Origin of the sequence: Erythrobacter donghaensis, from assembly GCF_001557325.1 — a bacterium.
GTDB classification, from domain to species: Bacteria; Pseudomonadota; Alphaproteobacteria; order Sphingomonadales; family Sphingomonadaceae; genus Erythrobacter; species Erythrobacter donghaensis_B.
This window is the reverse complement of the sequence record NZ_LSJS01000182.1, coordinates 1-26,686: the sequence shown is the minus strand read 5'-3', so window position 1 is coordinate 26,686 and position 26,686 is coordinate 1. Positions and strand designations below refer to the sequence as shown.

Annotated in this window: 34 protein-coding genes; 18 read left to right on the top strand and 16 right to left on the bottom strand. The window is 68.0% G+C overall.

Features of this window, described 5'->3' with window-relative positions:
* Positions 1 to 53: 53 nt before the first annotated feature.
* Genes AX692_RS11025 through AX692_RS11015 form a run of 3 tightly spaced genes read left to right on the top strand, consistent with a single transcriptional unit; the run spans position 54 to position 3,203 of the window.
* Entirely contained in the window at positions 54 to 569 is a 516-nt protein-coding gene (locus tag AX692_RS11025) for a DUF2497 domain-containing protein (protein WP_073977310.1), read from the top strand.
* A 52-nt stretch (positions 570 to 621) separates the two neighbouring features.
* Positions 622 to 2,796, top strand: coding sequence for an alpha/beta hydrolase family protein (locus AX692_RS11020; RefSeq protein ID WP_081095261.1), 2,175 nt, complete (start codon positions 622 to 624; stop codon positions 2,794 to 2,796).
* Positions 2,793 to 3,203, top strand: coding sequence for a (2Fe-2S) ferredoxin domain-containing protein (locus tag AX692_RS11015; protein WP_073977309.1), 411 nt, complete (start codon positions 2,793 to 2,795; stop codon positions 3,201 to 3,203). The genes AX692_RS11020 and AX692_RS11015 overlap by 4 nt, the downstream gene beginning before the upstream one ends.
* Here the strand turns inward: AX692_RS11015 and AX692_RS11010 are convergent.
* Entirely contained in the window at positions 3,200 to 3,511 is a 312-nt protein-coding gene (locus AX692_RS11010; RefSeq protein WP_073977308.1) for a hypothetical protein, read from the bottom strand. The two genes, AX692_RS11015 and AX692_RS11010, sit on opposite strands and share 4 nt — an antisense overlap.
* 172 nt (positions 3,512 to 3,683) lie before the next feature.
* Here AX692_RS11010 and AX692_RS11005 point away from each other — a divergent pair, with 172 nt between their 5' ends.
* The 3 genes from AX692_RS11005 to xth are packed head-to-tail and all read left to right on the top strand — an operon-like array spanning position 3,684 to position 5,320.
* Entirely contained in the window at positions 3,684 to 4,115 is a 432-nt protein-coding gene (locus AX692_RS11005; protein ID WP_073977307.1) for a CBS domain-containing protein, read from the top strand.
* Positions 4,116 to 4,154: 39 nt separating this feature from the next.
* Positions 4,155 to 4,487: a HesB/IscA family protein gene (locus AX692_RS11000; protein ID WP_073977306.1), complete on the top strand. Its 333-nt coding sequence runs from the start codon at positions 4,155 to 4,157 to the stop codon at positions 4,485 to 4,487.
* 38 nt (positions 4,488 to 4,525) lie between these two features.
* Positions 4,526 to 5,320: an exodeoxyribonuclease III gene (gene xth / locus AX692_RS10995; RefSeq protein WP_073977305.1), complete on the top strand. Its 795-nt coding sequence runs from the start codon at positions 4,526 to 4,528 to the stop codon at positions 5,318 to 5,320.
* A 94-nt stretch (positions 5,321 to 5,414) separates the two neighbouring features.
* Here the strand turns inward: xth and AX692_RS10990 are convergent, their stop codons facing one another.
* From AX692_RS10990 to AX692_RS10945, 10 genes are all read right to left on the bottom strand, one after another.
* Positions 5,415 to 6,077, bottom strand: a complete 663-nt coding sequence (locus tag AX692_RS10990) for a cell wall hydrolase (RefSeq protein ID WP_073976133.1) — start codon at positions 6,075 to 6,077, stop codon at positions 5,415 to 5,417.
* A 191-nt stretch (positions 6,078 to 6,268) separates the two neighbouring features.
* Positions 6,269 to 6,610 (bottom strand): DUF1491 family protein, encoded by a 342-nt coding sequence (locus tag AX692_RS10985; RefSeq protein WP_073976134.1) that lies wholly within the window; start codon positions 6,608 to 6,610, stop codon positions 6,269 to 6,271.
* Positions 6,611 to 6,612: 2 nt separating this feature from the next.
* Positions 6,613 to 7,101, bottom strand: a complete 489-nt coding sequence (locus AX692_RS10980; RefSeq protein ID WP_073976135.1) for a PaaI family thioesterase — start codon at positions 7,099 to 7,101, stop codon at positions 6,613 to 6,615.
* A 19-nt stretch (positions 7,102 to 7,120) separates the two neighbouring features.
* Positions 7,121 to 7,615: a PTS sugar transporter subunit IIA gene (locus AX692_RS10975; protein ID WP_330997357.1), complete on the bottom strand. Its 495-nt coding sequence runs from the start codon at positions 7,613 to 7,615 to the stop codon at positions 7,121 to 7,123.
* 136 nt (positions 7,616 to 7,751) lie between these two features.
* Positions 7,752 to 8,318, bottom strand: coding sequence for a ribosome hibernation-promoting factor, HPF/YfiA family (hpf, locus tag AX692_RS10970; RefSeq protein WP_073976137.1), 567 nt, complete (start codon positions 8,316 to 8,318; stop codon positions 7,752 to 7,754).
* Between the two features lie 76 nt (positions 8,319 to 8,394).
* Positions 8,395 to 9,099 (bottom strand): DNA polymerase III subunit epsilon, encoded by a 705-nt coding sequence (gene dnaQ / locus AX692_RS10965; protein ID WP_073977304.1) that lies wholly within the window; start codon positions 9,097 to 9,099, stop codon positions 8,395 to 8,397.
* A 49-nt stretch (positions 9,100 to 9,148) separates the two neighbouring features.
* Positions 9,149 to 9,736, bottom strand: coding sequence for a dephospho-CoA kinase (coaE, locus tag AX692_RS10960; protein WP_073974491.1), 588 nt, complete (start codon positions 9,734 to 9,736; stop codon positions 9,149 to 9,151).
* Complete coding sequence (locus AX692_RS10955) at positions 9,733 to 10,614, bottom strand: shikimate dehydrogenase family protein (RefSeq protein ID WP_073974492.1); 882 nt, start codon at positions 10,612 to 10,614, stop codon at positions 9,733 to 9,735. The genes coaE and AX692_RS10955 overlap by 4 nt, the downstream gene beginning before the upstream one ends.
* Positions 10,611 to 11,198 carry a Maf family nucleotide pyrophosphatase gene (locus AX692_RS10950; RefSeq protein ID WP_073974493.1) on the bottom strand — a complete coding sequence of 196 codons (588 nt, stop codon included), beginning with the start codon at positions 11,196 to 11,198 and terminating at the stop codon, positions 10,611 to 10,613. The genes AX692_RS10955 and AX692_RS10950 overlap by 4 nt, the downstream gene beginning before the upstream one ends.
* Positions 11,195 to 12,040 carry a pyruvate, water dikinase regulatory protein gene (locus AX692_RS10945; protein WP_073974494.1) on the bottom strand — a complete coding sequence of 282 codons (846 nt, stop codon included), beginning with the start codon at positions 12,038 to 12,040 and terminating at the stop codon, positions 11,195 to 11,197. The genes AX692_RS10950 and AX692_RS10945 overlap by 4 nt, the downstream gene beginning before the upstream one ends.
* A 328-nt stretch (positions 12,041 to 12,368) precedes the next feature.
* Between AX692_RS10945 and hemE the strand changes: the two genes are divergently transcribed.
* The 5 genes from hemE to AX692_RS10920 all read left to right on the top strand — a co-directional run bounded on the left by hemE (position 12,369) and on the right by AX692_RS10920 (position 16,280).
* On the top strand, positions 12,369 to 13,385 hold the full coding sequence (gene hemE, locus AX692_RS10940; RefSeq protein WP_073974495.1) for a uroporphyrinogen decarboxylase: 1,017 nt from the start codon (positions 12,369 to 12,371) through the stop codon (positions 13,383 to 13,385).
* Positions 13,386 to 13,389: 4 nt separating this feature from the next.
* Positions 13,390 to 13,833, top strand: a complete 444-nt coding sequence (locus AX692_RS10935; protein ID WP_073974496.1) for a CopD family protein — start codon at positions 13,390 to 13,392, stop codon at positions 13,831 to 13,833.
* Positions 13,834 to 14,021: 188 nt separating this feature from the next.
* A complete protein-coding gene (gene rho / locus AX692_RS10930; RefSeq protein ID WP_073974497.1) occupies positions 14,022 to 15,287 on the top strand; it encodes a transcription termination factor Rho in 1,266 nt (421 codons plus the stop codon).
* Between the two features lie 60 nt (positions 15,288 to 15,347).
* Positions 15,348 to 15,740, top strand: coding sequence for a BLUF domain-containing protein (locus AX692_RS10925; RefSeq protein WP_073974498.1), 393 nt, complete (start codon positions 15,348 to 15,350; stop codon positions 15,738 to 15,740).
* A gap of 81 nt (positions 15,741 to 15,821) precedes the next feature.
* Complete coding sequence (locus AX692_RS10920; protein WP_073974499.1) at positions 15,822 to 16,280, top strand: BLUF domain-containing protein; 459 nt, start codon at positions 15,822 to 15,824, stop codon at positions 16,278 to 16,280.
* Here AX692_RS10920 and AX692_RS10915 read toward each other — a convergent pair.
* From AX692_RS10915 to AX692_RS10910, 3 genes are read right to left on the bottom strand one after another with little or no spacing between them, the layout of a single operon-like run.
* Complete coding sequence (locus AX692_RS10915) at positions 16,228 to 16,629, bottom strand: nuclear transport factor 2 family protein (protein ID WP_073974511.1); 402 nt, start codon at positions 16,627 to 16,629, stop codon at positions 16,228 to 16,230. The genes AX692_RS10920 and AX692_RS10915 overlap by 53 nt on opposite strands.
* A gap of 11 nt (positions 16,630 to 16,640) precedes the next feature.
* Complete coding sequence (locus AX692_RS19670) at positions 16,641 to 16,805, bottom strand: hypothetical protein (protein WP_155644889.1); 165 nt, start codon at positions 16,803 to 16,805, stop codon at positions 16,641 to 16,643.
* Between the two features lie 36 nt (positions 16,806 to 16,841).
* Complete coding sequence (locus tag AX692_RS10910; RefSeq protein ID WP_073974500.1) at positions 16,842 to 17,540, bottom strand: dienelactone hydrolase family protein; 699 nt, start codon at positions 17,538 to 17,540, stop codon at positions 16,842 to 16,844.
* Between the two features lie 94 nt (positions 17,541 to 17,634).
* On the opposite strand from AX692_RS10910, the gene AX692_RS10905 reads away from it, so the two are divergent.
* The 6 genes from AX692_RS10905 to AX692_RS10880 all read left to right on the top strand — a co-directional run bounded on the left by AX692_RS10905 (position 17,635) and on the right by AX692_RS10880 (position 23,635).
* Positions 17,635 to 17,898: a DUF6489 family protein gene (locus tag AX692_RS10905; RefSeq protein WP_196490013.1), complete on the top strand. Its 264-nt coding sequence runs from the start codon at positions 17,635 to 17,637 to the stop codon at positions 17,896 to 17,898.
* 4 nt (positions 17,899 to 17,902) lie between these two features.
* Positions 17,903 to 19,189, top strand: a complete 1,287-nt coding sequence (mnmE, locus tag AX692_RS10900) for a tRNA uridine-5-carboxymethylaminomethyl(34) synthesis GTPase MnmE (protein WP_073974501.1) — start codon at positions 17,903 to 17,905, stop codon at positions 19,187 to 19,189.
* A gap of 183 nt (positions 19,190 to 19,372) precedes the next feature.
* A complete protein-coding gene (mnmG, locus tag AX692_RS10895) occupies positions 19,373 to 21,223 on the top strand; it encodes a tRNA uridine-5-carboxymethylaminomethyl(34) synthesis enzyme MnmG (protein ID WP_073974502.1) in 1,851 nt (616 codons plus the stop codon).
* The gene (rsmG, locus tag AX692_RS10890; protein ID WP_073974503.1) at positions 21,220 to 21,846 is read left to right on the top strand and encodes a 16S rRNA (guanine(527)-N(7))-methyltransferase RsmG; all 627 of its coding nucleotides are present in this window, start codon (positions 21,220 to 21,222) and stop codon (positions 21,844 to 21,846) included. Before mnmG ends, rsmG begins: the two co-directional genes overlap by 4 nt.
* A 44-nt stretch (positions 21,847 to 21,890) precedes the next feature.
* Positions 21,891 to 22,667: a ParA family protein gene (locus tag AX692_RS10885; RefSeq protein WP_073974504.1), complete on the top strand. Its 777-nt coding sequence runs from the start codon at positions 21,891 to 21,893 to the stop codon at positions 22,665 to 22,667.
* Entirely contained in the window at positions 22,664 to 23,635 is a 972-nt protein-coding gene (locus AX692_RS10880; protein WP_073974505.1) for a ParB/RepB/Spo0J family partition protein, read from the top strand. The genes AX692_RS10885 and AX692_RS10880 overlap by 4 nt, the downstream gene beginning before the upstream one ends.
* A gap of 92 nt (positions 23,636 to 23,727) precedes the next feature.
* On the opposite strand, the gene AX692_RS10875 is transcribed toward AX692_RS10880, so the two are convergent.
* Complete coding sequence (locus AX692_RS10875) at positions 23,728 to 24,639, bottom strand: glycine zipper 2TM domain-containing protein (RefSeq protein ID WP_073974506.1); 912 nt, start codon at positions 24,637 to 24,639, stop codon at positions 23,728 to 23,730.
* Positions 24,640 to 24,761: 122 nt separating this feature from the next.
* The gene (locus AX692_RS10870) at positions 24,762 to 25,262 is read right to left on the bottom strand and encodes a GAF domain-containing protein (protein WP_073974507.1); all 501 of its coding nucleotides are present in this window, start codon (positions 25,260 to 25,262) and stop codon (positions 24,762 to 24,764) included.
* Between the two features lie 65 nt (positions 25,263 to 25,327).
* Here AX692_RS10870 and AX692_RS10865 point away from each other — a divergent pair.
* A partial coding sequence (locus AX692_RS10865) for a PQQ-dependent sugar dehydrogenase (protein ID WP_073977670.1) occupies positions 25,328 to 26,686 on the top strand: 1,359 nt, incomplete at its 3' end.

Here is a 26,686-nt window from a genome sequence, read left to right as displayed (position 1 = left end):
CCCGATTCGGGACGGCGATCGGACTGATTGCGGGCGGCCTTACGGGGCGAAAGATGGGTCAGGACAACACCGGTCACAACGGGGAAGCCTCGGTCGAGGACATTCTCGAATCGATCAAGAAGGTGATCGCCCGCGACAACCGCGTCGGCGCGCTCGAGGCGCGGCGGCGGCGGATGCTGGTTTCGGAGGACGATTCGGCCGAGCCCGCCCCGCTCGCGCGCACCCACAAGGTCCGCGATGCCGAGGAAGTGCTCGATCTGTCGGAGATGGAAGTGGAGGCCGAGGAACCGGCCTGCAAGCCTGCGATGCCGATGGCAACGCCCGAAGAGACCCCGCTGATCGCCGATCAGGTGCGCGATGCGATGCAGGAAAACCTCGCCGCGCTGGCGATGCTGGCCGAGCCGCCTGCGCGCCCGCAGATCGTGCGCTCGGGCGAGACCTCGCTCGAAGGCCTGACCCGCGAGCTGCTGCGCCCGATGCTGGCCGAATGGCTCGAGGCGAACCTGCCCGCGATGGTCGAAAACCTCGTGCAGGCGGAAATCGCCCGGATCGTCGGCAAGCGCCGCTGAGGGCAACCGCGGGGCTAGCGCAGGGGGCGCGGGAGGTCTAACGCCTCCGGCCATGCGTCATCTCACAGCTTTCGGCGCGCTTGCCGCCGCCATCGCCTTTTCCGCCCCGCTCGCGGCCGAGGATCTGTCCGCCCGCGCGCAGGCCGCATCGGTCGTCCCCGGCGTCGCCGCGCCGCCGATGACCGCCGAGGATCTGGTCACCCTCCCGCGCCTCGGCGCCCCGGCGGTCAACCGCGAGGGGACGCTCGCGGTCTACAGCGTCACCGTGACCGATCCGGCGAGCCTCAAGCGCGCGCCCACCCACTACCTGATCGACCTCGCCAAGCCCGGGGCGGTGCCGGTGGCGCTCGACTTCGGGCTCAAGGCCTCGGACCTCGCCTTCGGCCCCGACGGGGCGCTTTACTTCCTCAGCAGCGAGCACACCGATGCAGCCGCGCCCGCACGCAGCCGCGTGTGGCGCGTGAGCCTCGCGAAAGACAGCACCGCAGGCACCCCGCAACTCGTCACCCCCACGACCGAACGCGACATCGCGGGCTTCAAGCTCGCTCCCGATGGCAGCCGCATCGCGGTGTGGGGCGAGGTGCCGCGCGACTGCCCGACCTTCGGCTGCCCTGATGCGGCGACGCCCTACCTCCCCGGCCCCGGCACCGGACGCCTCTATGACGCCGCGGACGGCTTCGTGCGCCACTGGGACCGCTGGGCGACCCCCGGCCTCCACAACCGCATCTTCGTCTACCCCCTCGCAGGCGGCGTCGCGCAGGGCGAGGGCCAGCCGGTCGACGGCAAGGATCCCGCCACCGGCATTACCGCCGACACCCCCACCATGCCCTTTGGCGGCGGGGAGGAGATCGCCTTCGCCCCTGACGGCAAGGCGCTCTACTTCACCGCGCGGCTTGCGAATGCCGAAGAGCCCGGGTCGACCAATCTCGACATCTACGCCAGCGACCTCTCCGGCGCCGCGCCCAGGCTGCTGACCGCCGCCAACACAGCGACCGACACCACCCCCGTCCCCTCGCCCGATGGCCGCTACCTCGCGTGGCTCGCCATGGCGCGGCCGACCTACGAGGCGGACAAGCAGGCGGTGCAGCTGCTCGACCTCAAGACCGGGACGCAGCGCAACCTGACCAGGGACACCGACCTCTCCTTCGGCAGCCTCGCCTGGGAAGCCGACGGCAAGGGCCTGATCGCCACCGCGCAGAAGGTGCTCGACACCCCCGCCTTCCGCATCGACATCGCCACCGGCAAGGTCACCGAGCTCAATCTGATGGCAGGCAACGAGGCGCATATCGCGAACCTCGTCCCGCTGGCGGGTGGCCGCGCGCTGTTCACCCGCGATTCGCTCGGCGCGCCGGCGGAACTTTATCTGTCGGACGGCATGGGGCAGGCCCGACCGCTGACCGATGTCGCCACCACCCGCATGGGCGCGATGGCGAGCATCGTCACCCGCCGCTTCAGCTTCACCGGCGCGAACGGCGACACGGTGTGGGGCCAGCTTACCCGGCTCGCCGACCAGACCGGGCCGATCCCGGCGATCCTCTACATCCACGGCGGCCCGCAGGGGAGCTTCAACGACAGCTGGTCAAACCGCTGGAACCCGCGCGTCCTCGCCAGCCAGGGCTATGCGGTGATCTCGGTCGATTTCCACGGGTCGACCGGCTACGGCCAGGCCTTCACCGACGCGATCAACAAGAACTGGGGCGGCTGGCCGCTCGAGGACCTGCAAAAGGGCTTTGCCGCCGGCATCGCGCTCGACCCGCAGATCGACGGCGACAAGGCCTGCGCGATGGGTGCGAGCTACGGCGGCTACATGGTCAACTGGATCGCCGGCCAATGGCCCGAGCGCTTCCGCTGCCTCGTCCAGCACGACGGCATCTTCGACAACCGCTCGATGTATTATTCGACCGAGGAATTGTGGTTCCCGCGCTGGGATCATGGCGGCTCTTACGAGCAGGCCCGCGAGGTCTACGAGAAGTGGAACCCGGCGAACCACGTCGACAAGTGGACAACGCCGATGCTGGTCGTCACCGGGCAGAAGGATTACCGCGTGCCCTACAGCCAGGGCCTGATGAGCTTCACCGCGCTGCAGGAACGCGGCATCCCCGCGCAATTGCTGGTCTTCCCCGACGAGAACCACTGGGTGCTGGGCGCGAAGAACTCGCTGCAATGGCACCAGACGGTGTTCGCATGGCTTGATCGCTGGCTGAACCGGGAGGCACCGGCGAAGTGAGCCGCAAGGAGCTCGAATCCGCGCGCCACTCGCTCGCCAAGCATTTCGGCGACCCCGAAAGCGGCACCGCGATCACGCGCCACATCATGCTGTGCGCGCTGTCCGAGAAGCAGAAATGCTGCTCGCGCGAGGCGGGGGAGGAGGCGTGGGGCTTCCTCAAGTCGCGGCTGAAGGAATTGGGGCTGGTCGGGCCGCTGCGGACCGACGACAGCAAGCGGGGCGCGGGCGGCGGGGTGCAGCGCACCAAGGCCGATTGCCTCCAGATCTGCGCCGCAGGGCCAGTCGCGGTCGTGTGGCCGGACGGGGTGTGGTACCACTCGTGCAGCCCCAAGGTGCTCGAGCGGATCATCCAGGAACATCTGATCGAAGGCCGGCCGGTCGAGGACTACATCCTCAAACCGGCCTAGTCCTCGCGCGGGCTCCAGAGCTCGTCGCGTTCGGGCATCTGGTTGTCGACCGACTCGTCGTGGCCGGTGCCGTTGGAGAGGAACACCAGCCCCATCAGCCCCCCGCCGAGCAGCATCGTGAGGCTGATTCCCAGCGCCACCGCGATATAGAAATGCACCGAAATCATGCCGTTATAGGCAAACAGCAGCCCCATCGCGATCGCCACGGTCAGCACCGTCGCGGCGAGCAGCCATTTCATGATCTGCCGGTAGCGCGCCCAGGCGTGGGCGGCGTTCACGGGATCGTCGAGCGGGGACTTGCTGGTCATGCCCCCGACATGGCGCGCCGCCCGCGCCAATGCAACGCGCAAAGGCTGCAAGGCCCCCCACATGCGATGCAACTGCGCCCCGCGCCGGTCCCCGGCACGCGCCGCGCGGCAGGCGGATTCGCCTTTTGGCGGGAATCGTGTCACCTTCCGTCCCGGAGAGAGGAGGCCTGCCATGAACATCGCCCACATCATTGCCCAGCGCGCGCCTGCCGACATCATCGCCTGCGATTGCACCACGCCTGTCAGCGAGGTGGTGCAGACCCTCGCCACGCGCCGCATCGGCGCGCTGCCGGTGCTGCGCGAGGGCCGCGTCGTCGGGATCGTGTCCGAGCGTGACGTGATCTACCGACTCGCCGATCGCGGCAAGGACTGCCTCGATGTCGCGGTCGAGGAGATCATGACCTCGCCCGCGGTGACGGTCGCGCCCGCCACCACGGTGGACGAGGCGCTCGCCATGATGACCCGCCGCCGCTTCCGCCACTTCCCGGTGGTCGAGGATGGCGAGCTCGTCGCCTTCATCTCGATCGGCGACCTCGTGAAGCACAAGATGGACGAGGTGCAGCACGAGGCCGAGGCGCTCCGGAACTACATCACCGCAGCGTGACCGCTTGAGAACCGCAGGCAGGCCCCCTAAATTGCAGGCATGACCGCCGCGCCCCTGATCCTCACCCCCTCCGCCGCCAGGCGGGTCGCCTTCATCGCGCAGAAGCAGTCGCGCCCTGCGATCCTGCGGCTTGCGGTCGAGGGCGGGGGCTGTTCGGGCTTCCAGTACAAGTTCGATCTGGCCGATGGGCCGGAAGCCGACGATTCCGTTTCGGAAACCGACGGCGTGAAGCTGGTGGTCGATCCCATCAGCCTCGATCTGATCGCGGGGAGCACGGTCGATTTCGTCGAATCGCTGGGCGGCGCGGCCTTCAAGGTCGAAAACCCCCAGGCCGCCGCCGGCTGCGGCTGCGGGGCGAGCTTCGGGATTTAGGTTAGACCCGCGCGACGCTTTGGGGCATCAGGGCGCGCATGAAAATCGCCACCTTCAACATCAACGGCATCAAGGCGCGGGGCCCGCGCCTGATCGAATGGCTCGAGGAAACCCGCCCCGCCGTCGCCTGCCTGCAGGAGATCAAGACGCAGGACGAAGGCTTTCCCGCGGGCGATTTCGAAGCGATCGGCTATTCGGCGATCTGGCACGGGCAGAAGAGCTTCAACGGGGTGGCGATCCTCGTCGATACCCGCGCGGGCTATACCCTCACCGAAGTGCAGCGCGGGCTCGGCATTCCCGGGCCCAACGAGGGTGACGAAGAGCAGGCGCGCTATCTCGAGGCGGACGTCAACGGCGTGCGGATCGCCTGCCTCTACCTCCCCAACGGCAACCCCCATCCGGGGCCGAAGTTCACCTACAAGCTCGCGTGGATGGCGCGGCTGCGCGAGCGGATGGCCGCAATCTGGGCCGAGGAAGTGCCCGCCGTGGTGCTCGGCGATTTCAACGTCATCCCGCATGACGACGACGTGTGGTCGGTGAAGGCGATGCAGGACGACGCACTGATGCAGCCCGAAAGCCGGGCCGCCTATGCGCGCCTGCTGGCGGATGGCTGGACCGACGCGATCCGCACCCACAACCCGCGCGGCGGGGTGTGGACCTATTGGGACTATCAGGCGGGCGCGTGGCAGCGCGATCACGGTTTTCGCATAGACCACATCCTGCTGTCACCGGAGTGCGCGGATCGCCTCGAGTCATGCGGCGTCGACAAAGCCTATCGCGGCCGGGAAAAGGCCAGCGATCACACGCCGGTCTGGGTGCGACTCAAAGCCTAAACCAGCCAGAAGGCGGTGATCGGCCCGCAGGGCCGCAAGCCCGAACGGGCGCCCGCAGCGGCGTGGGGGCTTGCCCCCACATCAGCCGCGAGGATCAACGATAGAAAATATGCGTGTCGATCTGGGCGAGGCGCGTCTTGCTGCGGCTCCAGCCCGGCTTGACGTAGCGCGCGTGGAAGAACACCGCGCGGCCCGCTTCGGATTCCCACAGGCCCTTGTCGGCGATGTGGGCAACCGCGACGGCGCGCTCCCACGCCGCCGAGCCCTCGCGGATCGCGGGCATCCGGCGGCCGCGCATGAAGGAGAACTGGCCGGGCTGGGCCACCACGCCGCAATAGGAGCGCGGGAAGCGGCCATCTTCCGTGCGGTTGATGATCACCTGCGCGACCGCGAGCTGACCCGCCAGCGCCTCGCCGCGCGCCTCGAAATAGACCGCACCGGCAAGGCAGCGCATCTCTTGGGACATGGGCGAGGAGGTGTCGATCATGCCGACCAGCTCGTGCAGCGAACCGGCCTCGGTCTGCACGGGGGTCGCGGGCGTCGGCGCCGGCGCCGGCGCGGGCAGGGGCTGCACCACCTCCTGCGCGACGAATTCGATCTGTTCGGGAACCAGCTCGGGCGCTTCGACCGGGGCGGGAGCGGTAAGCTGTTCGCTGGCGGCTTGCGCCAGAGCGGCGGCATTCTGGCCGCCGGGGAACATCGTGGTTGCGAATGCGAGGCCCGCAATCGCAGCAATCGTGGCAGTCTTGCGACTCATGAATTCTACTAATTCGGCGGTGAGCGCGCACAGGCGCAGGCGGGAACCCTGATCCAGACCGTTACCGATGTGGAGGTTCGACTAAGCCTGCCGGCCGCTCCCCGTCTGCGTGCCGGAGGGTGGGGCCGAATTGCCGCCCTGCCAGCCTGCGCTCAGGAAGTGCGGCGCCACTAGCCCGGCTGCCGTTAACGTCAACTCAATTCATCGATACGCACGACGAACCGTTCGCGATCCGCGATATCCACCTCGATTAGCCACATATCGCTGTCCTGGCGCCGCCTGCGCGCCAGATATTCGGAAAATTCCTGAGGATTCTCCGAGTCTTCTCGTTTCACCGCAAGAAATTTGCGCGATCCGTCGAGCTGCGGCATCCTTTCGTAAAGCACGGCGTCCCGCCCGCGACACAGGGTTACCAGCAGGATGGTGCCGGCATCGCGCTCGCCCCGGGCGAGCACCGTGCCGAATCCCCCCTCGGTCTCGGCGAGACGCATGATCGCCCCGGCTTCGAGGTGCGCGGGGAGCCTGCCCTCCATCCTCAGAGCCCCGAGGGGCCGCCCGCGGCATAGCCCGGCAGGCTCGAGAGCGGGATGCGGCTCTTCATGAAGGTGCCGGTGCCGCGGCCGATCTCCTCACCCTCCGCGTCGACCAGCCGCGCCTCGGCCACGAACACCCGGCGGCGGCCGCTGACCCAGTGCCCTTCGGCGGTCACCTGCCCGGCGCGCACGGGCTTGGAGAAGAACAGGTTGAAGCTGGTGGTGAGCAGGAAGCGGTCGGTCACCAGCGAATTGGCGGCATAGAAGGCCGCATCGTCGAGCATCTTGAAATAGATCGTCCCGTGCGCCGCCCCGGCCGCGTGGTAATCCTCGGGGATGACGGTGAAAGTCAGCTTCGAGCGACCCTCGCCCGGGATGTGCAGCCGGCTCGCGAACTTGGCGTTGACCGGGGCCGAGGCATAGAGCCGCTCCAGCGCGCGGTAGTGCTGCGCGGCACCGCTCGCGGGCAGGGGATCGTCACAGGCGGGCATGGTGGTGCCTCGGGTCGGGTCAGGCCGCGTCGCGCAGGAACTGGTTGGTCAGCAGTGCATAGACCGCGTCGGTGTCAGGCGCGTCGGCGAGCATCTGGAGCGTCGTCTCGTCGCGCGTCAGGCGCGAGATCGCGGCGAGCGCGTGAAGGTGGGTCGCCCCGGCGTTCTCGGGCGAGACGAGGCCGCACACCAGCGTCACGGCGCGCGCATCGACCGCGGCGAAATCGATCGGGGCCTCGAGCCGGATCAGCGCGAGCGACGGGCGGCGGATGTCCTTGCTGCGGCAATGCGGGATCGCCACCCCGCGCCCGAACCCGGTGCTCCCCAGCGCCTCGCGCGCCTCGAGATTCTCGAGCACCTCGTTCTCGTCGAGTCCGTAGGCGTGGCTGAGCAGCTGCGCGGTGCGGGCAAGGATCTTCGGCTTGGTGTCGAGCCGGGCGAAAGCGATCGCCTGGGGGGAAAGAGCGAGGTTGACGTCCATGGTGCGACTGATCCCGAAACTATGCGCCTTCACCGGCGAAGGTCCGGTCCGTTCAAACCCGAGCGGGGGATTGACGGGCCGGGGCGGTGCCCCCTCCTGCGACCGCCTGGACCTTCGAAAGCGGGCCCTGCCGCCCCGTCTGCTCAGGGGTGCAAGGGGGGCTTTGACCCTATCTCGGCTCGACCCAACCGATCGAGCCATCGGCGCGCCTGTAGACCATATTATGCCGTCCGGTGCCAGCATTTTTGAAGAACAGCGCGCCGGTGTTCCTGAGGTCCATCATCATCACCGCGTCGGCGACGCTGGCGGTGGGGATGTCGACGCGGGTCTCGGCGATCACCAGCGGGGCATCGGCGACCACCTCTTCCTCCTCGTCTTCCTCGACCATGAAGATGGTGTAGGCGGCCTCTTCCTCGCCGCGGGCGTGATCGGCCTGTTCGTGGCGGTCGGTGAGGCGGCGCTTGTAGCGCCTGAGCTGCTTCTCGATCTTGCCGACCGCCTCGTCGAAGGCGACGTGCACGTCATGCGCGGTGCCTTGCGCCTTGAGGATCAGACCCTGCATCACATGGGTGACGATGTCGCAGGTGAAGGCGCCCGCGGGGGCCTTGCCGAAGGTCACCTGGCTCGAGATCGCGCGGTCGAAATACTTGTCGACGATCGCGCCGAGCCGGTCCGCCGCGTGCGTCTGGAGCGCGCTGCCGGTGTCCAACTGGTGGCCGGAAATCCGAATGTCCATGAAGCGTAGTCCTCCGTCCAAGAGTGAGGATCCCAGTACGATAGCGGGCCATGCGATACCCGCGGCGCGTCGGGCTTCAACTAACCCAGATCGCACCCTTGATTTGCGCAATGAAGGCGCGGTGCCGTTCCAGCTCCTCCGGGCTGGCCACGTGGGGGCGGGGTTCGCGCCGGGGCTTGTCCGGCGAAGGACGGTGCCAGGGCGCATCGGGGGTGAGCGCGGCGAGGGCCGGGGCCTCGGCGGGAGCATCGGCCAGGCCGAGCCCGATCTGGCGCCCGCCGGTCAGCTCGACATAGACCTGCGCCAGCAGTTCGGCATCGAGCAGCGCGCCGTGCTTGACGCGGTGCGAGCGGTCGATGCCGTAGCGGGTGCACAGCGCATCGAGGCTGAGCTTGGCGCCGGGGTGCTTCTTGCGCGCAAGGACGACGGTATCGACCATCCGGTCGAGAGCGATCGGCGCGCGGCCCGCCAGCTCCAGCTCGTTGTTGAGGAAGCCGAAATCGAACCCGGCATTGTGCGCGACCAGCGGCGCATCGCCGAGGAAGTCCAGCAGCTCCCCGGCCAGATCGGCGAACCGCGGCTTGGTGGCGAGGAAGGCGGCGCTGAGGCCATGCACCCGCTCGGCCTCGGCCGGCATGTCGCGATCGGGGTTGAAATAGGCGTGGAAGGTGCGGCCCGTCTCGACCCGGCCGACCAATTCGACGCAGCCGATTTCCACCATGCGGTCCCCGGTCTTGGGATCGAGCCCGGTGGTTTCGGTGTCGAAAATGACCTCACGCATTTGCGGGACTATCGTCCGATCCTCGGGCAGTTGCAAGCGCACTTTGTCGTCAAAGTGAAGCAATGAGCGCGGCGACCTGCGCGCGGGTTTCGGCGAGGCTGGTGCCGGTATCGATCACGCGATCCGCGCGCGCGCGCTTCTCGCTGTCGTGGAGTTGCAGGCCGAAGATGTGGTCGAACTTCTCGGGCGTCATCCCCGGGCGGGCGAGCACGCGGGCGCGCTGGACCTCTTCCGGGGCGGAGACCACCACGACGAGATCGACCGCCTCGTGCCCGCCGCGCTCGAACAGCAGCGGGATGTCGAAGACGACGGCAGGCTTGTCGCTGTTGGCAGCGAGGAAGGCGGCGCGTTTGGCCGCCACCGCCGGATGGACGATGGCTTCGAGCCGGGCGAGGGCAGCCTTGTCCGAAAAGACCTGATGGCCGAGCCGGTCGCGGTCGACGCCGTGCGGGCCGGTCGAGCCGGGGAAGGCGGCCTCGATGGGCGCGAGGAGCTCGCCGCCGGGCCCCTGCATGGCGCGCACCTCGGCATCGGCGTCGAACACCGGGATCCCGGCCTCGGCAAACATCGCCGCGACGGTCGATTTGCCCATGCCGATACTGCCGGTGAGGCCGATGATTTTTTGTGGTGAGGTCATTGGGTCAGGAGGGCTCTGAGTTCAGCATCATATTCGCGGGGCGGGGCCTGCCCGAAAAACCTCTCGAAGGCGACCGCCGCCTGGCCGATCAGCATCGCAAGGCCGTCGATGGTGCGGTGGCCGCTGGCGCGCGCGGTCTGGAGGAGCGGCGTATCGCGCGGCGCGGTGACGATGTCGTAGGCGATGCTCCGCGGGGGCGCGTGGCTCCAGTCGAAGGCGAGGGGGGGCTGGCCCTGCATCCCGAGGCTCGAGGCGTTCACCACCAGATCGAGGCACCCTTCGCGGTCGTCGAAGGCGAAGTCGGTGGGGTCGGCGAAATGGGCGAGGTCGATGGCGTGGTGCTCGCCCTCGGGCGCCAGCTCGTCGAGCAGCGCCCGCGCCTTGGCCGGATCGCGCCCGGCGACGACCAGCGTAAAGCCGTGCCCCGCCAGCGCCGCGATGATCGCCCGCGCCGCGCCGCCGGTGCCGATGATGCGCGCCATGCGGAAATAGTGGGTCTCTGCGAGGTCGGCGGTGAGCGGTTCGAGGAACCCGGCGGCATCGGTGTTGGTGCCCGCGAGCAGGCGGTCGAAGGCCGGATAGATCGTGTTGACCGCACCGATGGCATCGGCGGGCGATTCGACGCTGTAAAGCAGCGGCATCACCGCCTGCTTGTGCGGCATGGTGACATTGCACCCGCGCCACGCGAGGTCTTCTCGGCGCGCGGCGAGGTAGTCAGCCAGTTCGTCAGGGCGGACATGGCAAGCGCGATATTCAGCCTCGATCCCCAGCTTTCCGAGCCAGAAGTTGTGGATCGCGGGAGACTTGGACTGCGCAATCGGATCGCCGATGACTTCCGCATAAGCCTGTCCGGAGCCCTGTCGAAGGAGGCGGGTCATGCGAGCAGCACCCCTTCCTCGCGCAGCGCGCCCAGCAGGGGCAGCAGCGGCATGCCGAGCACGGTGAACTGGTCGCCCTCGATCGCCTCGAACAGCTGCACCCCCGGGCCTTCGATGCGGAACGCGCCGACGGTGTGGCCGATCGCGGGCCATTCGAGTGTGAGGTAGTGTTCGATGAAGTCCTCGGAGAGATGGCGGACATGGAGCCGCGCAAGGCTGGCATGGCTCCACTCGCAACCCACATCGCGCACCAACGCGGCCGCCGAGTGCAGCTCCATCACCCGGCCCGAGAAGAAGCGCAGATGCTCGCCCGCCTCCTCGCGGCTGGCCGGTTTGTCGAAGCGGCGGCCCTCGCACACCACCAGCGAATCGCTCCCCAGCACCAACGCGCCCGGATGGAGCGCGGCCACCGCTGCGGCTTTCGCCACCGCCAGCGCCTCGGCGACCTCGGAGGGCGCGGCACCCGCAAGCCCCGCTTCGACCGCGCGCTCGTCGATATCGGCGGGGATGCTCTCGTAAGCCACCCCCGCGGCATCGAGCATCGCCCGGCGCGAGGCGCTCTTGCTGGCGAGGATCAACCTCATATCGGCTTGCCCACCCCGCCTTCGCTCGCGGGCTTCCTCCCCCGCTCCTGCACCAGCCGGATGATCGCCGCCGCGGTCTCCTCGATCGAGCGCCGGGTGACGTCGATCACCGGCCAGCCATTGTCGCCGAACATCCGCCGCGCGAATTGCAGTTCGGCCTTGACCTTGTCGTTGTCGACGTAAGCGGTCTCGGTCGCCTCGTTCAGCGACAGCAGCCGGTTGCGGCGAATCTGGATCAGGCGTTCGGGCGAGGTCGTCAGCCCCACCACCAGCGGGTGTCGCAAGCGGTAGAGCGTCTGTGGGGGCGGACTCTCCACCACCAGCGGGATATTGGCGACCTTGTAGCCGCGATTGGCGAGGTAGATGCTGGTCGGCGTCTTCGACGACCGCGAGACACCGACGAGCACGATATCGGCCTGCTCCCACTCCTCGTGGGCGAGGCCGTCGTCATGGGCGATGGTGTACTGGATCGCCTCGACCCGCTTGAAATAGGTCTCGTCCATCATGTGCTGGCGGCCGGGGCGGCCATGCGCTTCCTGCCCGAGCTGCGCTTCGAGCGCGGCGGTGACCTGGTCGAGCACCGGCACCGCGGGGAGGCCAAGGTGGCGGCAATGCTCCTCGAGGCGCTTCCTCGTCTCGGGGTTCACCAGCGTGTAGAGCACGAGGCCGGGATGGGCGGCGAGATCGGGGACGATCCGGTCCATGTGCTGGAGCGAGCGCACCATCGGCCAGAAATGGCGGTTGACGCTCGGGTTGTCGAACTGCGCGAGCGCCGCCTTGGCGATCATTTCCAGCGTCTCGCCGGTCGAATCCGAAACGAGGTGGAGGTTGAGTCGGTTCATGCGCCCCCTGGTTCAGACATGGCCCTGTGGACAGATCGCCGCATAAACCACGGGAGGCGTGGGCGGACAAGCAGGGGAGGGATTTTCATGCCCGCTCCCGGCCGATCCGCAAGGCTATTTGCGCACACGGGACAAGTTTTGTCGACAGGCTGGGAAGAGTGGGGATAAAGCTGGCTTGACGTCCAATCCATGCGGATTCGATGGGGGCATGAATCCGGGTGGCCGGGCGGGGGTAACGCGGCACAGGCCGGTAATTCCCGCTTTCCACAGGGCCAACAGACTCCATCCATCCTTTTTAAAATTGAATTGATTTGCTCTAAGGAACCCTATGCCAGGTCCGCTTCTCGATACGCTCAAAGGTGTCCGCCAGGATGTCGCCCCCGTGTGGCTCATGCGTCAGGCGGGGCGTTATCTCCCCGAATACAGGGAGTTGCGGGCCGAGAAGGGCGGCTTCCTCGAGCTGGTCTATGACAGCGAGGCTGCGGCCGAGATCACCGTCCAGCCGATCCGGCGCTTCGGCTTCGACGGGGCGATCCTGTTCTCCGACATCCTGATCGTGCCGCATGCGATGGGGCAGGGGCTGACCTTTGCCGCCGGCGAAGGCCCGCACCTTGCACCGACGCTGATGGAGGTGGAGCTCGACAGCTTCACCCCCGCCTTCGAGCGGTTCGAGCCGGTGTACGAGACCGTGCGCCTGACCCGCCAGCAGATCGGCCCTGCGGTGACCATGCTCGGCTTTGCGGGGAGCCCCTGGACGGTCGCGACCTACATGATCGCGGGCGAGGGCTCCAAGGATCACGGCCCCGCGCGGCTCCTCGCCTATCGCGATCCGGCGCGGATGCAGGCGATCATCGACGCAATCGTCGAGGTCTCGGTGACCTACCTGCGCGGCCAGATCGATGCGGGGGCCGAGGCTGTGCAGCTGTTCGACTCGTGGGCGGGGAGCCTTGCGCCCGACCAGTTCGAGAAGTGGGTGATTGCGCCGAACGCCGCGATCACCGCCAAGCTCAAGCAATCGCACCCCGACACTCCCGTGATCGGCTTCCCCAAGGGCGCGGGCGCCAAGCTCCCCGCCTATGCGCGCGAGACCGGGGTGGATGCCGTCGGCCTCGACGAGACGCTCGATCCGGTCTGGGCGCACCAGAGCCTGCCGCAAGGCATGCCGGTGCAGGGCAATTTCGATCCGCTGCTGCTCGAGGCGGGTGGCCCGGCGCTCAGCGAGCGGGTCAAGACGATCATCGCCGCCTTCGAGGATCGCCCGCACGTCTTCAACCTCGGCCACGGGATCGGGCAGTTCACCCCGATTTCGCACGTCGAGGAACTTCTCGCCGCGCTAAGAGGCTGAACCGATGCAGGAACTGCTTTCCTCGATCTACCTGTTCCTGAAGTCCGGGCACGTGATCTTCATGGTGTTCTGGCTGGCGGGGCTGTTCATGCTCCCACGCCAGTGCATCTACATGCTCGACCACGCGCCGGGCTCGCCGGGCGAGGCCAAGTGGGCCGAGCGGATGGGGAAACTCCGCAAGATCATCCTCACGCCCTCGCTGATCATCGTCTGGGTGCTGGGGCTGTCGATGGCCTACGCCGGCGGATGGTTCGCGTCGGGCTGGCTCCATGCCAAGCTGACGCTGGTGCTGGTGATGACCGGCTATCACGGCTGGCTGGTCGGGCAGACGAAGAAGATGGCGCGCGGTGAGCGGCCGCTCTCGGAGAAGACCCTGCGCATGATCGGCGAGGTGCCGGGCGTGCTGCTGATCCTCATCGTCCTCCTGGTCTACCTCAAGCCTTTCTGAGGCGCATATTGAGCGATTGACCTCGCGTCGCAGCGCTCCTATTTCCACTCCACCTATCCGGTATCGGAGCGGCGCAACGCCCTCCAGCAGGTCTGCTTTCTCCAAGCCCAGCCCCTCGTCCAACCGGGGCACCTCTTTCTCCAAGAGGCACTGACCAGCCGGCCACCCCTGACTTTCGGAAATACAAGATGCATCTCAAGGATTTGAAAAGAAAGACCCCGGCCGAACTGGTCGCGATGGCGGAAGAGCTGGGGGTCGAGGGCGCCTCGACCATGCGGCGGCAGGACCTGCTCTTCTCGATCCTGCGCGAGCTCGCCGAGGACGAGGAATATGAAGAGAAGATCATGGGCATCGGCACCATCGAGGTGCTGCAGGACGGCTTCGGCTTCCTGCGCAGCCCCGAGGCGAATTACCTCGCCGGGCCGGACGATATCTACGTCTCGCCCAACCAGGTCCGCCGCTGGGGCCTGCGCACCGGCGACACGGTCGAAGGCGAGATCCGCGCGCCCCGCGACGGGGAGCGCTATTTCGCGCTGACCAGCCTCGCCAAGGTCAATTTCGACGATCCCGATGCGGTCCGCCTGCGCACCAATTTCGACAATCTGACCCCGCTCTATCCCGACCAGAAGCTGAGCCTCGACAGCCTCGATCCGACGGTCAAGGACAAGAGCGCGCGGGTGATCGACATCATCGCCCCGCAGGGCAAGGGCCAGCGCGCGCTGATCGTCGCCCCGCCGCGCACCGGCAAGACCGTGCTGCTGCAGAACATCGCCAAGGCGATCACCGACAACCACCCCGAGGTGTTCCTGATCGTCCTCTTGGTCGACGAGCGCCCCGAGGAAGTCACCGACATGCAGCGCTCGGTGAAGGGCGAGGTCATCTCCTCGACCTTCGACGAGCCGGCAGGCCGCCACGTGCAGGTCGCGGAAATGGTGATCGAGAAGGCCAAGCGCCTCGTCGAGCACAAGCATGACGTGGTGATCCTGCTCGACTCGATCACCCGCCTCGGCCGCGCCTACAACACCGTGGTGCCGTCCTCGGGCAAGGTGCTGACCGGCGGTGTCGACGCCAACGCCCTCCAGCGCCCCAAGCGCTTCTTCGGCGCCGCGCGCAACATCGAGGAAGGGGGCTCGCTCTCGATCATCGCCACCGCGCTGATCGACACCGGCAGCCGCATGGACGAAGTCATCTTCGAAGAGTTCAAGGGCACCGGCAACTCGGAAATCGTGCTCGACCGCAAGGTCTCCGACAAGCGCATCTTCCCCGCGCTCGATGTCGGCAAGTCCGGCACCCGCAAGGAAGAGCTGCTGGTGGCCAAGGACAACCTTTCGAAGATGTGGGTGCTGCGCCGCATCCTGATGCAGATGGGCACCGTAGACGCGATGGAATTCCTGCTCGACAAGATGAAGGATTCCAAGACCAACGAAGATTTCTTCGCGACGATGAACCAGTAAGGGAAACGGGACGCATCAACGGGCCGGGGGATCGGGCCGAAGACGGACGGACGGGAATACGTGCTCAGCCAGTATCTCTACATCAGCACCGCGCCGACCCTGGGGCGCGAGGAGGTCGACGCCATCCTTGCCGCGAGCGCGCGCAACAATCCGGCGCGCGGGATCACCGGGCTGCTGCTGTTCAACGGCCGCAACTTCCTGCAACTGCTCGAAGGCGAGGAGGGCGAGGTCGCGGCGCTGATGGACACCATCACCGCCGACCCGCGCCACAGCGGCGTTTCGGTGCTCGACCGCCGCGGGATCACGGCACGCGCCTGTCCCGACTGGGCGATGAAGCGCGTGCTGATCGCCGAGAGCATCGAGCACCGCCGCGACATGCTCGAGCGCGATTTGCCGCAGGGGCTCGACCCCGAGGTGCGCAAGATGATCGTCAATTTCGCGGTGCTGAACTAGGGCGAAACCCGTAGCCGGGCGCAAACCGCTGGCAGGTGCGGGCGGGGTAGTCCCTTCCTCCGTTCAATCCGGGGGAGCGCCATGCGTCGCATCATCTATCGCAGCATCGCCGCGCCGGGTCTCGACCGGGTCGAGATGTTCCGGCTGGTCTATCACGCCCGCGTTTCGAACGAGGCCAACGGACTGTCGGGCGTACTGCTCCAGGCCGGGGCGCACCTGCTCCAGATCCTCGAGGGGCCGACCTGGAAGCTGTTCGCCACCTTCGAGACGATCCGCCGCGATCCGCGCCATACGGGCGTCGAGGTGATGTTCGAACGCTCGATCCCCGAGGCGACCTTTCCGCACTGGCCGATGCGCTATTTCGACGACAACCGCATCGGCAAGACACTTGCGCTGATGCACGCCGAAGCCGGGGAGCGGCTGTGTCCCGCGATCGAGGAGGCGGTGCGCGATGTCTTCGTCGCGGGCTTCGCCGCGCATGAGACGGTCACGCCTTTGCCGCCGCAAGCTGGGCACCCATCGTTTCCCAGACCTTGTTGATCGCCTTCAACGGCCGAACCATCACCTTGAAATCGCTGATCTTTCCCTCAGCGTTGAAGCGGATGATGTCGACTCCGTTGATGGCGATCCCGTCCAGCTCGGTGACGAATTCGAGCATCATCTCGTCCCCGTCGACCAGCTCGCGGACATAGTGGAACTTGTCGTTCCCCAGCACATGGCTGGCGGCGACGAGGTAGGCCATGACGATCGGCTTGCCGGCCTGCGGCGTGTGCACCACCGGCGAATGGAACACCGCGTCATCGGCCAGCAGATCGGCAAGCAGCGCAGGGTCGCTGCCGTGCTCCATATAGGCGTGCCATTTCGCCAGGCCTGCCTGTGCGTTCCCCATCATTCCCTCCCTCACTTGGCGCCCGGCCAGCCGAGCAGATCATCCCCGCTGGGCGAGTCCTCCAGCCTAAGCGGCGGGCTCGGCTTCTTGCGTTTCCTCTCGCCGACCTTGTCATAGGCCGCGTCGTCCGATCCCTTGCGCAGCCGCAGGGTGCGGGTGACGAGATCGCGGGTCAACAGGTCCCAGCTCGCCTCCTTGCCGGGCGGGGTGCTTCACCCGAGATGCTCGGCAAAGAACGCTGCCGTCCTCCCGTCGGCGAGGTTGGCGGCTTCCTCGTTGCGGCGCTTGCCGTGTTCGGTGGCGAAGCCGTGGTCGAGGCCCTCGTAATCGTGGAGCGTCACCTTGGGGTGATCGTCGAGGCCTTCGTGCATCGCCGCCTGTGTTTCACGTGAAACAAAACCGTCCTCGGTCGGGATGTGCAGCATCAGCGGGTGGGCGATCGCGTGCTTCTCGTGGAGCAGCCCGTCGATGCCCACGCCGTAGTATCCCACCGAAGCGTCGATGTCCGTGCGCGCCGCGGTCATGTAGGCGAGCCGTCCGCCGAGGCAGTAGCCGACGCAGCCGACCTTCGCGACGCGCAGCGTGCGGCGGATGTGGTGGATGGTCGCCTCGATGTCGCGGATGCCTGCGTCCTGGTCGAAGTCCCCGAACAGCCCGAGCGCGCGCTGGAACTCGGGCTCTACATCGGGGTCGAGCTCGATGCCCGGCGCGATCCGCCAGAACAGATCGGGCGCGACCGCGAGGTAGCCCTCGGCCGCGAGCTTGTCGCACTTCTGGCGGATGCCGGGGTTCACCCCGAAGATCTCCTGAATGACGATGATCGCAGCGCGCGGCTGGCCCTCGGGCTTGGCGACATAGGCGCCGAAGGTCGCATCACCTTCGAGGGTCGGGATCGTTTCGTTGAGGCTCATGGGGGTCTCTCCTTGGTCGGCTCAGGTCTATCTCTTGCCTTGTCAGCGTGCCAAGCCCAAATGAAGGCGGGATGACGCAAAGGAGAGCGGGGCCATGAAGATCACCATCGAAATCGACTGCACCCCCGAAGAGGCGCGCAGCTTCATGGGCCTGCCCGATGTGAGCGCGGCCAACAATGTCTATGTCGAGAACCTGACCAAGGCGATGCAGGGGGTCTCGAGCCCCGACCAGCTCCAGCAATATGCCTCCGCGCTGGCACCGATGGGGCAGATGGGGATGAAGCTGTTTCAGAACTTCGTCGAGGGTTCGATGAAGGCGGCCGCGGGCGCGACGGGGTCGAAGAAGTCTTCCGACTGAGCCTGTGAGTTCCGCCGACACGATCTTCGCGCTCTCGAGCGGCGCGCCGCCGGCGGGCGTCGGCGTGATCCGCGTCTCGGGCCCTGCGGCGCGGGAGGCCTTGCTGGCCTTGGCGGGGCGGGTGCCCGAGCCGCGGCGGGCGTCGCTGGCGCGCTTGCGTGATGCGGAGGGCGCGCTGCTCGATGAGGCGCTGGTGCTGTGGTTCCCCGGGCCGAACACCGCGACGGGCGAGGATCTCGCCGAATTCCACTGTCACGGCGGCCGCGCGGTGATTGCGGCGGTGGAGGGGGCGCTCGCTGCACTTCGCGGGGTCCGTCGCGCCGAGCCGGGAGAGTTCACCCGCCGCGCCTTTGCCAATGGCCGGATCGACCTCGCCGAGGCCGAAGGGCTGGCCGACCTGCTCTCCGCCGAGACCGAGTTGCAGCGCGCCGCCGCGCTGGCGAACGCGGGCGGGGCGCTGTCGCGGCAGGTCGAGGGATGGCGCGAGCGGGTGCTGGGGTTGTCGGCCGAGGTCGAGGGCGTGCTCGATTTCTCGGACGAGGAAGACAGCGCCGATCTCCCTGAATGTTTCACGTGGAACATTGGCGCGCTCGGACGGGAGCTGGCCGAGTGGCTGGCGCGCCCGCGTTCCGAGCGACTGGGGGAGGGGTTCCGGGTGGTGCTCGCCGGGCCGCCCAATGCGGGCAAGTCCACGCTGTTCAACGCGCTGGTCGAAAGCGAGGCCGCGATCACCTCGCCGATCGCGGGCACCACCCGCGACGTGATCGAGCGCAGCGTCGCCATCGCCGGCGTGCCCTTTACCTTCGTCGACACCGCAGGCCTGCGCGCGCAGGCTGAAGCCGAGGCCATCGAGGCCATCGGCATCGCCCGTGCCGAAGCTGAACTGGTGCGCGCCGATCTGGTGTTGTGGCTCGGGCCGGCGGGCGAAGGGCCGGAAGGCGCGTGGGAGATCGCCGCCCAGGCCGACCGCGAAGGCTTCGCAACGAAGCCGGGCGCGCGCTTCACCTTGTCAGCGGTGACGGGCGCGGGGGTGGCGGCGCTCAAGGCCGCGCTGGTGGAAGCCGCGCGCGCGGCGCTCCCTAAGCCGGGCGAGGCGGCGCTCAACGCTCGCCAGCACGCGCGGCTCGCGGAAGCGGAGGAGGCCTTGCGCGCTGCGAAGGGCCTCTCCGATCCGCTGCTCGTGGCCGAGGAACTGCGCCGCACGCGCCTCGCCTTCGACCGGCTGATCGGGCGGGCGACCACTGAAGACATGCTCGACACGCTGTTCGGACGCTTCTGCATCGGGAAGTGATCCGGTCGAGAATGTTTCACGTGAAACATTGGAAGCACGCCTCCCGGGATCAACCAGAATGTTTCACGTGAAACATTGGCGGCGATTCCGGGCCTCAATGTTTCACGTGAAACATTCTTGGCCCATGTCCACTCACGCGAATGATCTTTGACGATCGCGCCTGCGCGTCCTATCTGCCCGCCCATGCATAGCTTCGATGTCCTCGTCATCGGCGGCGGTCACGCCGGGGTGGAGGCTGCCTGCGCGGCGGCGCGGATGGGCGCGCGCACGGCGCTCGTCAGCTTCGACCTCGCCGCCATCGGCGCGATGAGCTGCAATCCTGCGATCGGGGGTCTCGGCAAGGGGCACCTCGTGCGCGAGGTCGACGCGCTCGACGGGGTGATCGGCCGCGCGGCGGATGCGGGGGCGATCCACTACCGGATGCTCAACCGCTCCAAGGGTAGCGCTGTCTGGGGCCCGCGCGTGCAGGCCGACCGGGTGCGCTTCAAGGCGGCCGTGCAGGCGGCGGTGCGGGCGCAGCCGAACCTCACGCTGGTGCAGGGCGAAGCCGCCGCGCTGATGCTCGAAGGCGGGCGCGTCGCAGGGCTTGAGCTGGCGGACGGCACAATGTTTCACGTGAAACATTTGGTGCTCTGCACCGGCACCTTCCTCGGCGGCATCCTGTTCCGCGGCGAGGAGCGCTTCGAGGGCGGGCGCATCGGCGAAAACGCCGCGCATCGCCTCGCCCAGCAATTGCGCGCGGCCGAGCTGCCGATGGCGCGCCTGAAGACCGGGACGCCGCCGCGGCTCGACGGGCGGACCATCGACTGGGCGGTGCTCGAGGAGCAGCCTTCGGATGGCGAGGCCTGGACCATGTCCCCGCTCACCCCGCGCCGCATCAACCCGCAGGTGTTCTGCGCGATTACCCGCACCACCCAGGCCGGGCACGATGCGATCCGCGCCAATCTCCACCGCTCGCCGCTGTTCTCGGGCGCGATTGCGGCGGCGGGGCCGCGCTATTGCCCCTCGATCGAGGACAAGATCCACCGCTTCGGCGACCGTGAGGGGCACCAGGTGTTCCTCGAGCCCGAGGGGCTGGATAGCCATCTCGTCTATCCCAACGGCATCAGCACCTCGCTCCCGGTCGACGTGCAGCAGGAGGTGGTGCGCACCATGCCCGGGTGCGGGCGCGCGCAGATCGTGCAGCCGGGCTATGCGGTGGAATACGACCATATCGACCCGCGCGCGCTGACGCCGGACTTGCAGGTGCGGGCGATCCCCGGGCTCTATTGCGCCGGGCAGATCAACGGCACGACCGGCTACGAGGAGGCCGCCGCGCAGGGGCTGGTTGCGGGTCTGCAAGCGGCGGCGGCGGCGCTCGGCAAGGCGGCGCCCCGGCTCGACCGCGCCAATTCCTATATCGCGGTTATGGTCGACGACCTCACCTTGCAGGGGGTCTCCGAGCCCTACCGCATGCTCACCGCGCGCGCGGAGTATCGCCTGCGGCTGCGCGCCAACAATGCCGCTACGCGGCTCACCGGCCTCGGGATCGAGGCCGGGTGCGTGGGCGAGGAGCGCCGCCTCTGGTGGGAGCGGCGCGAGGCCACGCGCGAAATGTTTCACGTGAAACATTCCGAACGCATCCACGCCCGCGACCTCGCCGAGGCGGGCCTGCCGGTGCGGCGCGATCACGGCGAGAAGACCATCGCCGAGTGGCTGCGCTATGACGGCGTCACCCCCGCGGCGCTCGCGCCTTGGCTGGGCGACATCACCGCGCTCGACCCGCTGCTCGCCGAGGAGATGGCGGAGGACGCGGCTTACGCCCCCTATCTCGCCCGGCAGGATGCCGAGCTGCGCGATCTGCGTGCGAGCGAGGCGCTGCCGCTGCCTGCGGACTTCCCCTATGCCGAGGTGCCCGGGCTCTCGAACGAGATGATCGAGCGGCTGACCCGGGCAGCGCCGGGGACGCTGGCGGCGGCGGGCCGCGTGCCGGGTGTCACCCCGGCGGCGCTCTCGGCGCTGCTGGTTCATGCGCGGCGCAGGCAGGCGGCATGATCGTCACCGAAGAGCAGGCGCGCGCCTACGTCGCCGGGCTCACCGATGCGGCGGGCATGGCGCGGCTCGAGGCCTTTGCCGCGCTGGTGCTCGAGGAGAACCAGCGCCAGAACCTCATCGCCCGGGCGACCGAGCCGCACCTCTGGCAGCGCCATATCGCCGACTCCGCGCAGTTGATCGAAAATGTTTCACGTGAAACATTCGGAGCCAATGCGGGCGGGCCGTGGCTCGATCTCGGCAGCGGCCCCGGCTTTCCCGGCCTGGTGATTGCCGCTCTCAACCCCAACATGCCCGTGGTGCTGGTCGAATCCCGCGCACGCCGCGTGGAGTTCCTCGAGCGCGCCGTGGCCGCACTCGCGCTTCCCAAATGCCGGGTCGAGGGCCAAAGGCTCGAGCGCGTCGCGCCCTTTCCCGCCCGCGCCATTTCGGCACGCGCCTTCGCGCCTCTCCCCAGACTTCTCGAGCTATCCGCACCCTTCTCCACAAGGGCCACCCGCTACGTGTTGCCCAAGGGGCGCTCGGCGGCGCAGGAGTTGGAGGCGCTCAAGCCTTCGATTCGGGCAATGTTTCACGTGAAACATTCCTTGACCGATCCCGAAGCCGGGATCATCGTGAAGGTCTGAGGCGGATTTCAGCGCGGATCGGCGCGAACAGGACAGGATTTTCCATGCTCACGATCGCGATTGCCAATCAGAAGGGCGGTGTGGGCAAGACCACCACCGCGATCAACATCGCCACCGCGATGGCCGCGACCGGATGGCGCACGCTGCTGATCGACCTCGATCCGCAGGGCAATGCCTCGACCGGGCTGGGCGTCCATTCCTCCGCGCGCGAGGTTTCCAGCTATGACCTGCTGGTCGACGAGGTCGCGCTCGCCTCGGCGATCGTGCCGAGCGCGATTCCGCGGCTCGACATCGTCCCGGCCACGGTCGACCTGTCGGGGGCCGAGGTCGAGCTGGTCGCGGTCGAAGGCCGCACCCACCGGCTCGACAAGGCGCTCATCGGGCACAAGGGCCACGACATCTGCTTCATCGACTGTCCGCCCTCACTGGGCCTGCTGACGCTGAACGCGCTGTGCGCGGCCGATACGCTGCTGGTGCCGCTGCAATGCGAGTTCTTCGCGCTGGAGGGGCTCTCGCAGCTGCTCCAGACGGTCGACCAGGTGCAGCAGCGCTTCAACCCCGATCTCGGCATCATCGGCGTTGCGCTGACCATGTATGACCGGCGCAACCGGCTGACCGACCAGGTCTCGGAAGACGTACGCGATTGCCTCGGCAAGCTGGTGTTCGAGACGGTGATCCCGCGCAACGTGCGCCTCTCCGAGGCGCCGAGCCACGGGCTCCCTGCGCTGATCTACGACCAGCACTGCACCGGCAGCCGCGCCTACATGGCGCTGGCGCGCGAGCTGATCGGGCGATTTCCGGCAGAAAGACAGGCGGCATGAGCAAGAATAGTGATGCAGTTACAATAGTTTCCGTTGCTCGGGCGAACATGGAAAGGCCGCGTCGATTGGGCAAGGGACTGGGTGCGCTGCTGGGGGAAACCCGGCGCGAGGAGCCGCTGGTGCGCCGCGAGGACCTCGCTGCCGTGGCCGAGACCCCGCTCCCGGGTGCCTCGCCGCTGCGGATGCTGCCGCTCGCCAGCATCAAGCCACTGCCCGGCAACCCGCGCAAGGTGTTCGACGAGGCCGCGCTCGACGAACTGGCCGCCTCGATCGCCGCGCGCGGCGTGATCCAGCCGATCATCGTCCGTCCGCACCCCAATGGCGAGGGCTACCAGCTGGTCGCGGGCGAGCGCCGCTGGCGCGCGGCGCAGAAGGCGCGGCTGCACGAGATCCCGGCGCTGGTGCGCGAGCTCTCGGACCGCGAGGTCATGGCGCTGGCGCTGATCGAGAACCTGCAGCGCGAGGATCTCAACCCGGTCGAGGAAGCGCGTGCCTATCACCGCCTCTCCGAAGACGAGGGGATGATCCAGGTCGACATCGCCAAGATGGTCGAAAAGTCGCGCAGCCATGTCGCCAACATGATGCGGCTGGTGACGCTGCCCGATGACGTGCTCGACCTGATCCAGGAGGGCAAGCTCACCATGGGCCATGCCCGCGCGCTGATCGGGCGCGACGATGCGCGCGAGCTCGCCGCGATCGCGGTGGCCGAGGGGCTTTCGGTGCGCGACATCGAGACGCTGACCAAGAAACCGGCCAAGCGCCCGGAGCCCGGCCCGGCCGAGCCGCCCTATCTCACCGCCGAGAATGCCGACATCGTCGCGGTGCAGCAGCATCTCGAGGAGTTCCTCGGCCTGACGGTCAAGATCAAGCCCGAGGTCGATCCGCGCAAGGGCACGATCACGATCCGCTACACCACGCTCGACCAGCTCGACCTGCTGTGCCAGCGGCTGACGGGCGGAGAGATCTAAAGCCGCTCACCCACAGCACGAAGAAGCCCCGCAAGGTCGCCTGGCCTTGCGGGGCTTCTTGTTGTGCCCCCCGAGGGGAAATCACGCCAGGTTCAGCGCTGGCGGGTCATCTTCCTGGTCGGGCGCGGGCCGGGCACGCGCTCGGTGATGACGCGGGTCGCGCCGGGGACGGTGTAGCTCTCCTCGCGGGTGGTCTCGCGCACCACCACCTGCTGCTGTACCTCGGTGCGCACTGGCACCAGCACCACCTGCGGGGGTGGGGCATAGGTGTAGCCGTAGGCATAGCCCTGCGGATAGGCATAGCCGTAAGCCTGGCCGTAGTCATAGCCCGGATAGGCGATGGTGCGGCTGGCGATCCGCGGCGCCGGCGCGCCATAGGCCGAAAGGTAGCTGTCGAGCGCGGCCTCGCAGTCGTAGAGGTTCTTCTTCCTGTCGCCGTCGAACAGGCTGCCGATGAGGCCGCCGATCAGCCCGCCGCCGCCCACGCCGAGCACCGTGCCGAGCACGCGGTCCCCCGCGCCGGCGATCTCGTAACCAATGATACCCCCGCCGATCGCGCCGAGCAGCCCGCCGATGATCAGGCCGGTGTTGTCGCGGTTCTGCCCGCGGGTGCGGCGGCGACACTCGTCGATCCACTGCTGGCGCTCGAACACGGCGGGCGCGGCGGCATAGCCGGGCGCGGGGACATAGGCGGTGCCGGGATAGTTCGGGACATAGCCCTGCTGCGGCGCATAATATTGCGGGGCCGGCAACGCGGCGCCCGGGGCGTTGATGTAGCGGGTGCGGGTGATGGTCTCGACCCCGTCGACCACCGTCACCGTCTCGGAGACCGATACGGGGGCAGGAGTGGGCGCGCTGCGCAGGTCGGCGGGGAGCTCGCGCACTTCGTCCTTGCTCATCGGGGCGAGCGGCGGAAGCTCGCTGTAATCCTGCGCCTGCGCGGCGGCCGGCAAGGCCAGCAGCGCCAGAGCGGCGAGCGGAAGGGTCGAAACAGTCTTGCGCATGGGCGAATCCCCCTGAGTCAGCCAGATCGGCTGATGGTTAGCAAAAGACTAACACTGTCAGCGGCGTGCGCCCAAGCAGGGCGTGGCTCATGTCCCGATTCGGGAAGGATCGGAGGCGGCGCTCAGATCCGGGCCGAGAGCATTGCCGCGAGCGCCTCGATCCCCATGGCATCGGCCTCGGAGAAGCGCGCTGGCGTGGGGCTGTCGAGGTCGATCACCGCGATCACCCGCCCATCGCGCAGCACCGGCACCACCAGCTCGCTCGCGCTGGCGGCGTCGCAGGCGATATGGCCGGGGAAGGCATGGACGTCGGCGACCAGCTGGCTCGCCCCGCTCGCCGCCGCCGCGCCGCATACCCCGGTGCCGAAGGGGATGCGGATGCAGGCCGGGCGGCCCACGAAGGGCCCGAGCACCAGCTCCTCGTCGCCGCCGGACTTGGCGGGCGCGACCCGGTAGAACCCCGCCCAGTTCAAATCCGGGAGGAATTCCCACAGGAGCGCCGCGACATTGGCCATGTTCGCGACTTCGTCCGGCTCGCCAGCGGTCAGCGCATCGGCGGCGGCGAGGAGTTCGCGGTAGAGCTCTTCCGCAGCGAGCGGCTCGGCGGGCTTGAAATCATACATCGTGGACCGGTTCTTTCATCGCTTGCCGGTTGCCGCAGAGGCCAGCCGGCTTTATCTCCTGCCACATGGCCACTTTCCGCAAAATCGCAATCGCTCTTGCCGTCTTCGTCATCGTTGCCGGGGTCGGGTTCTGGTTCGTCACCCGCGGCGACACTGCCGATCTCAGCGTCGAGGAGGTCGCAGGGCTCGATCCGGTGCTGCAGGAGGCCGACGCCGAGACCTTTCCGACGGTGCAGGTCGCCGAGCCGGTGGGCTGGGCCGCGGGCGAGGCGCCGACCCCGGCCGAGGGGCTGGAAGTCGTCCGCTTTGCCGAGGGGCTCGATCATCCGCGCACGCTCTACACCCTGCCCAACGGCGATGTGCTCGTCTCGCTGACCCGCGCACCCGAGGTCAAAAGTGAGGGCGGCGGGATCATGGACGCGGTCAAGGGCTGGGTCGCAGACATGCTGCTGACCAAGGCGGGCGCGACCGGGACGTCGCCCAACCAGATCGTGCTGCTGCGCGATGCCGACGGCAATGGCAGCGCCGAAACCCGCAAGGTGATCGCGTCCGAAGGCCTCGATTCGCCCTCGGGCCTCGCCTGGGCCGATGGCACGCTCTATGTCGGCAACCACAACGCCGTGCTCGCCTTCCCCTATGCGCTGGGGGCGGACGCGGTGAGCGGGCCGGGGCGCAAGGTGATGGACCTCGCCCCGGGCGGCGGGCACTGGATGCGCAACTTGAAGCTCTCGCCCGATGGCAAGCAGCTCTATGTCGCGGTCGGCTCGGTCAGCAATATCGGCGAGAGCGGCATGAAGGTCGAGGAAGGCCGCGCGCTGATCTGGGAATATGACTTCGCGACCAAGCGCCAGCGCCAGTTCGCGGCGGGCCTGCGCAACCCCAACGGGCTCGATTTCTCGCCCTGGAGCGGCGAGCTGTGGACCACCGTGAACGAGCGCGACATGCTCGGCAGCGACCTCGTGCCGGATTACCTCACCAACGTGCCGGTGGGCGCGCAATATGGCTGGCCCTGGGTCTATTACCGCACCAACCGCGACCGCCGGGTCGACGCGCCCATGCCGCGCTTCCTGATGGAGTATGTGAGGAAGCCCGAGTATGCGCTCGGGCCGCACGTCGCGGCGCTCGGGATGGTGTTTTCGAAGGAGGGCGACCGGATGGGGACGGGCTTTGCCGGCGGGGCCTTCATTGCACGACACGGTTCGTGGAACCGCAAGCCGCCCTCGGGCTATGACGTGGTGTTCGTCGACTTCGACGCGCGCGGCAATCCGGTCGGCAAGCCCAAGCCGGTGCTGACCGGCTTCCTCAAGGACGACGGCACCACCCGCGGCCGCCCGACCTGGGTGACGTGGGCGGGCGACGGTTCGCTGCTGGTGTCGGACGACACGGCGGGGATCATCTGGCGCGTCCGCTCGCCCACGTCACCC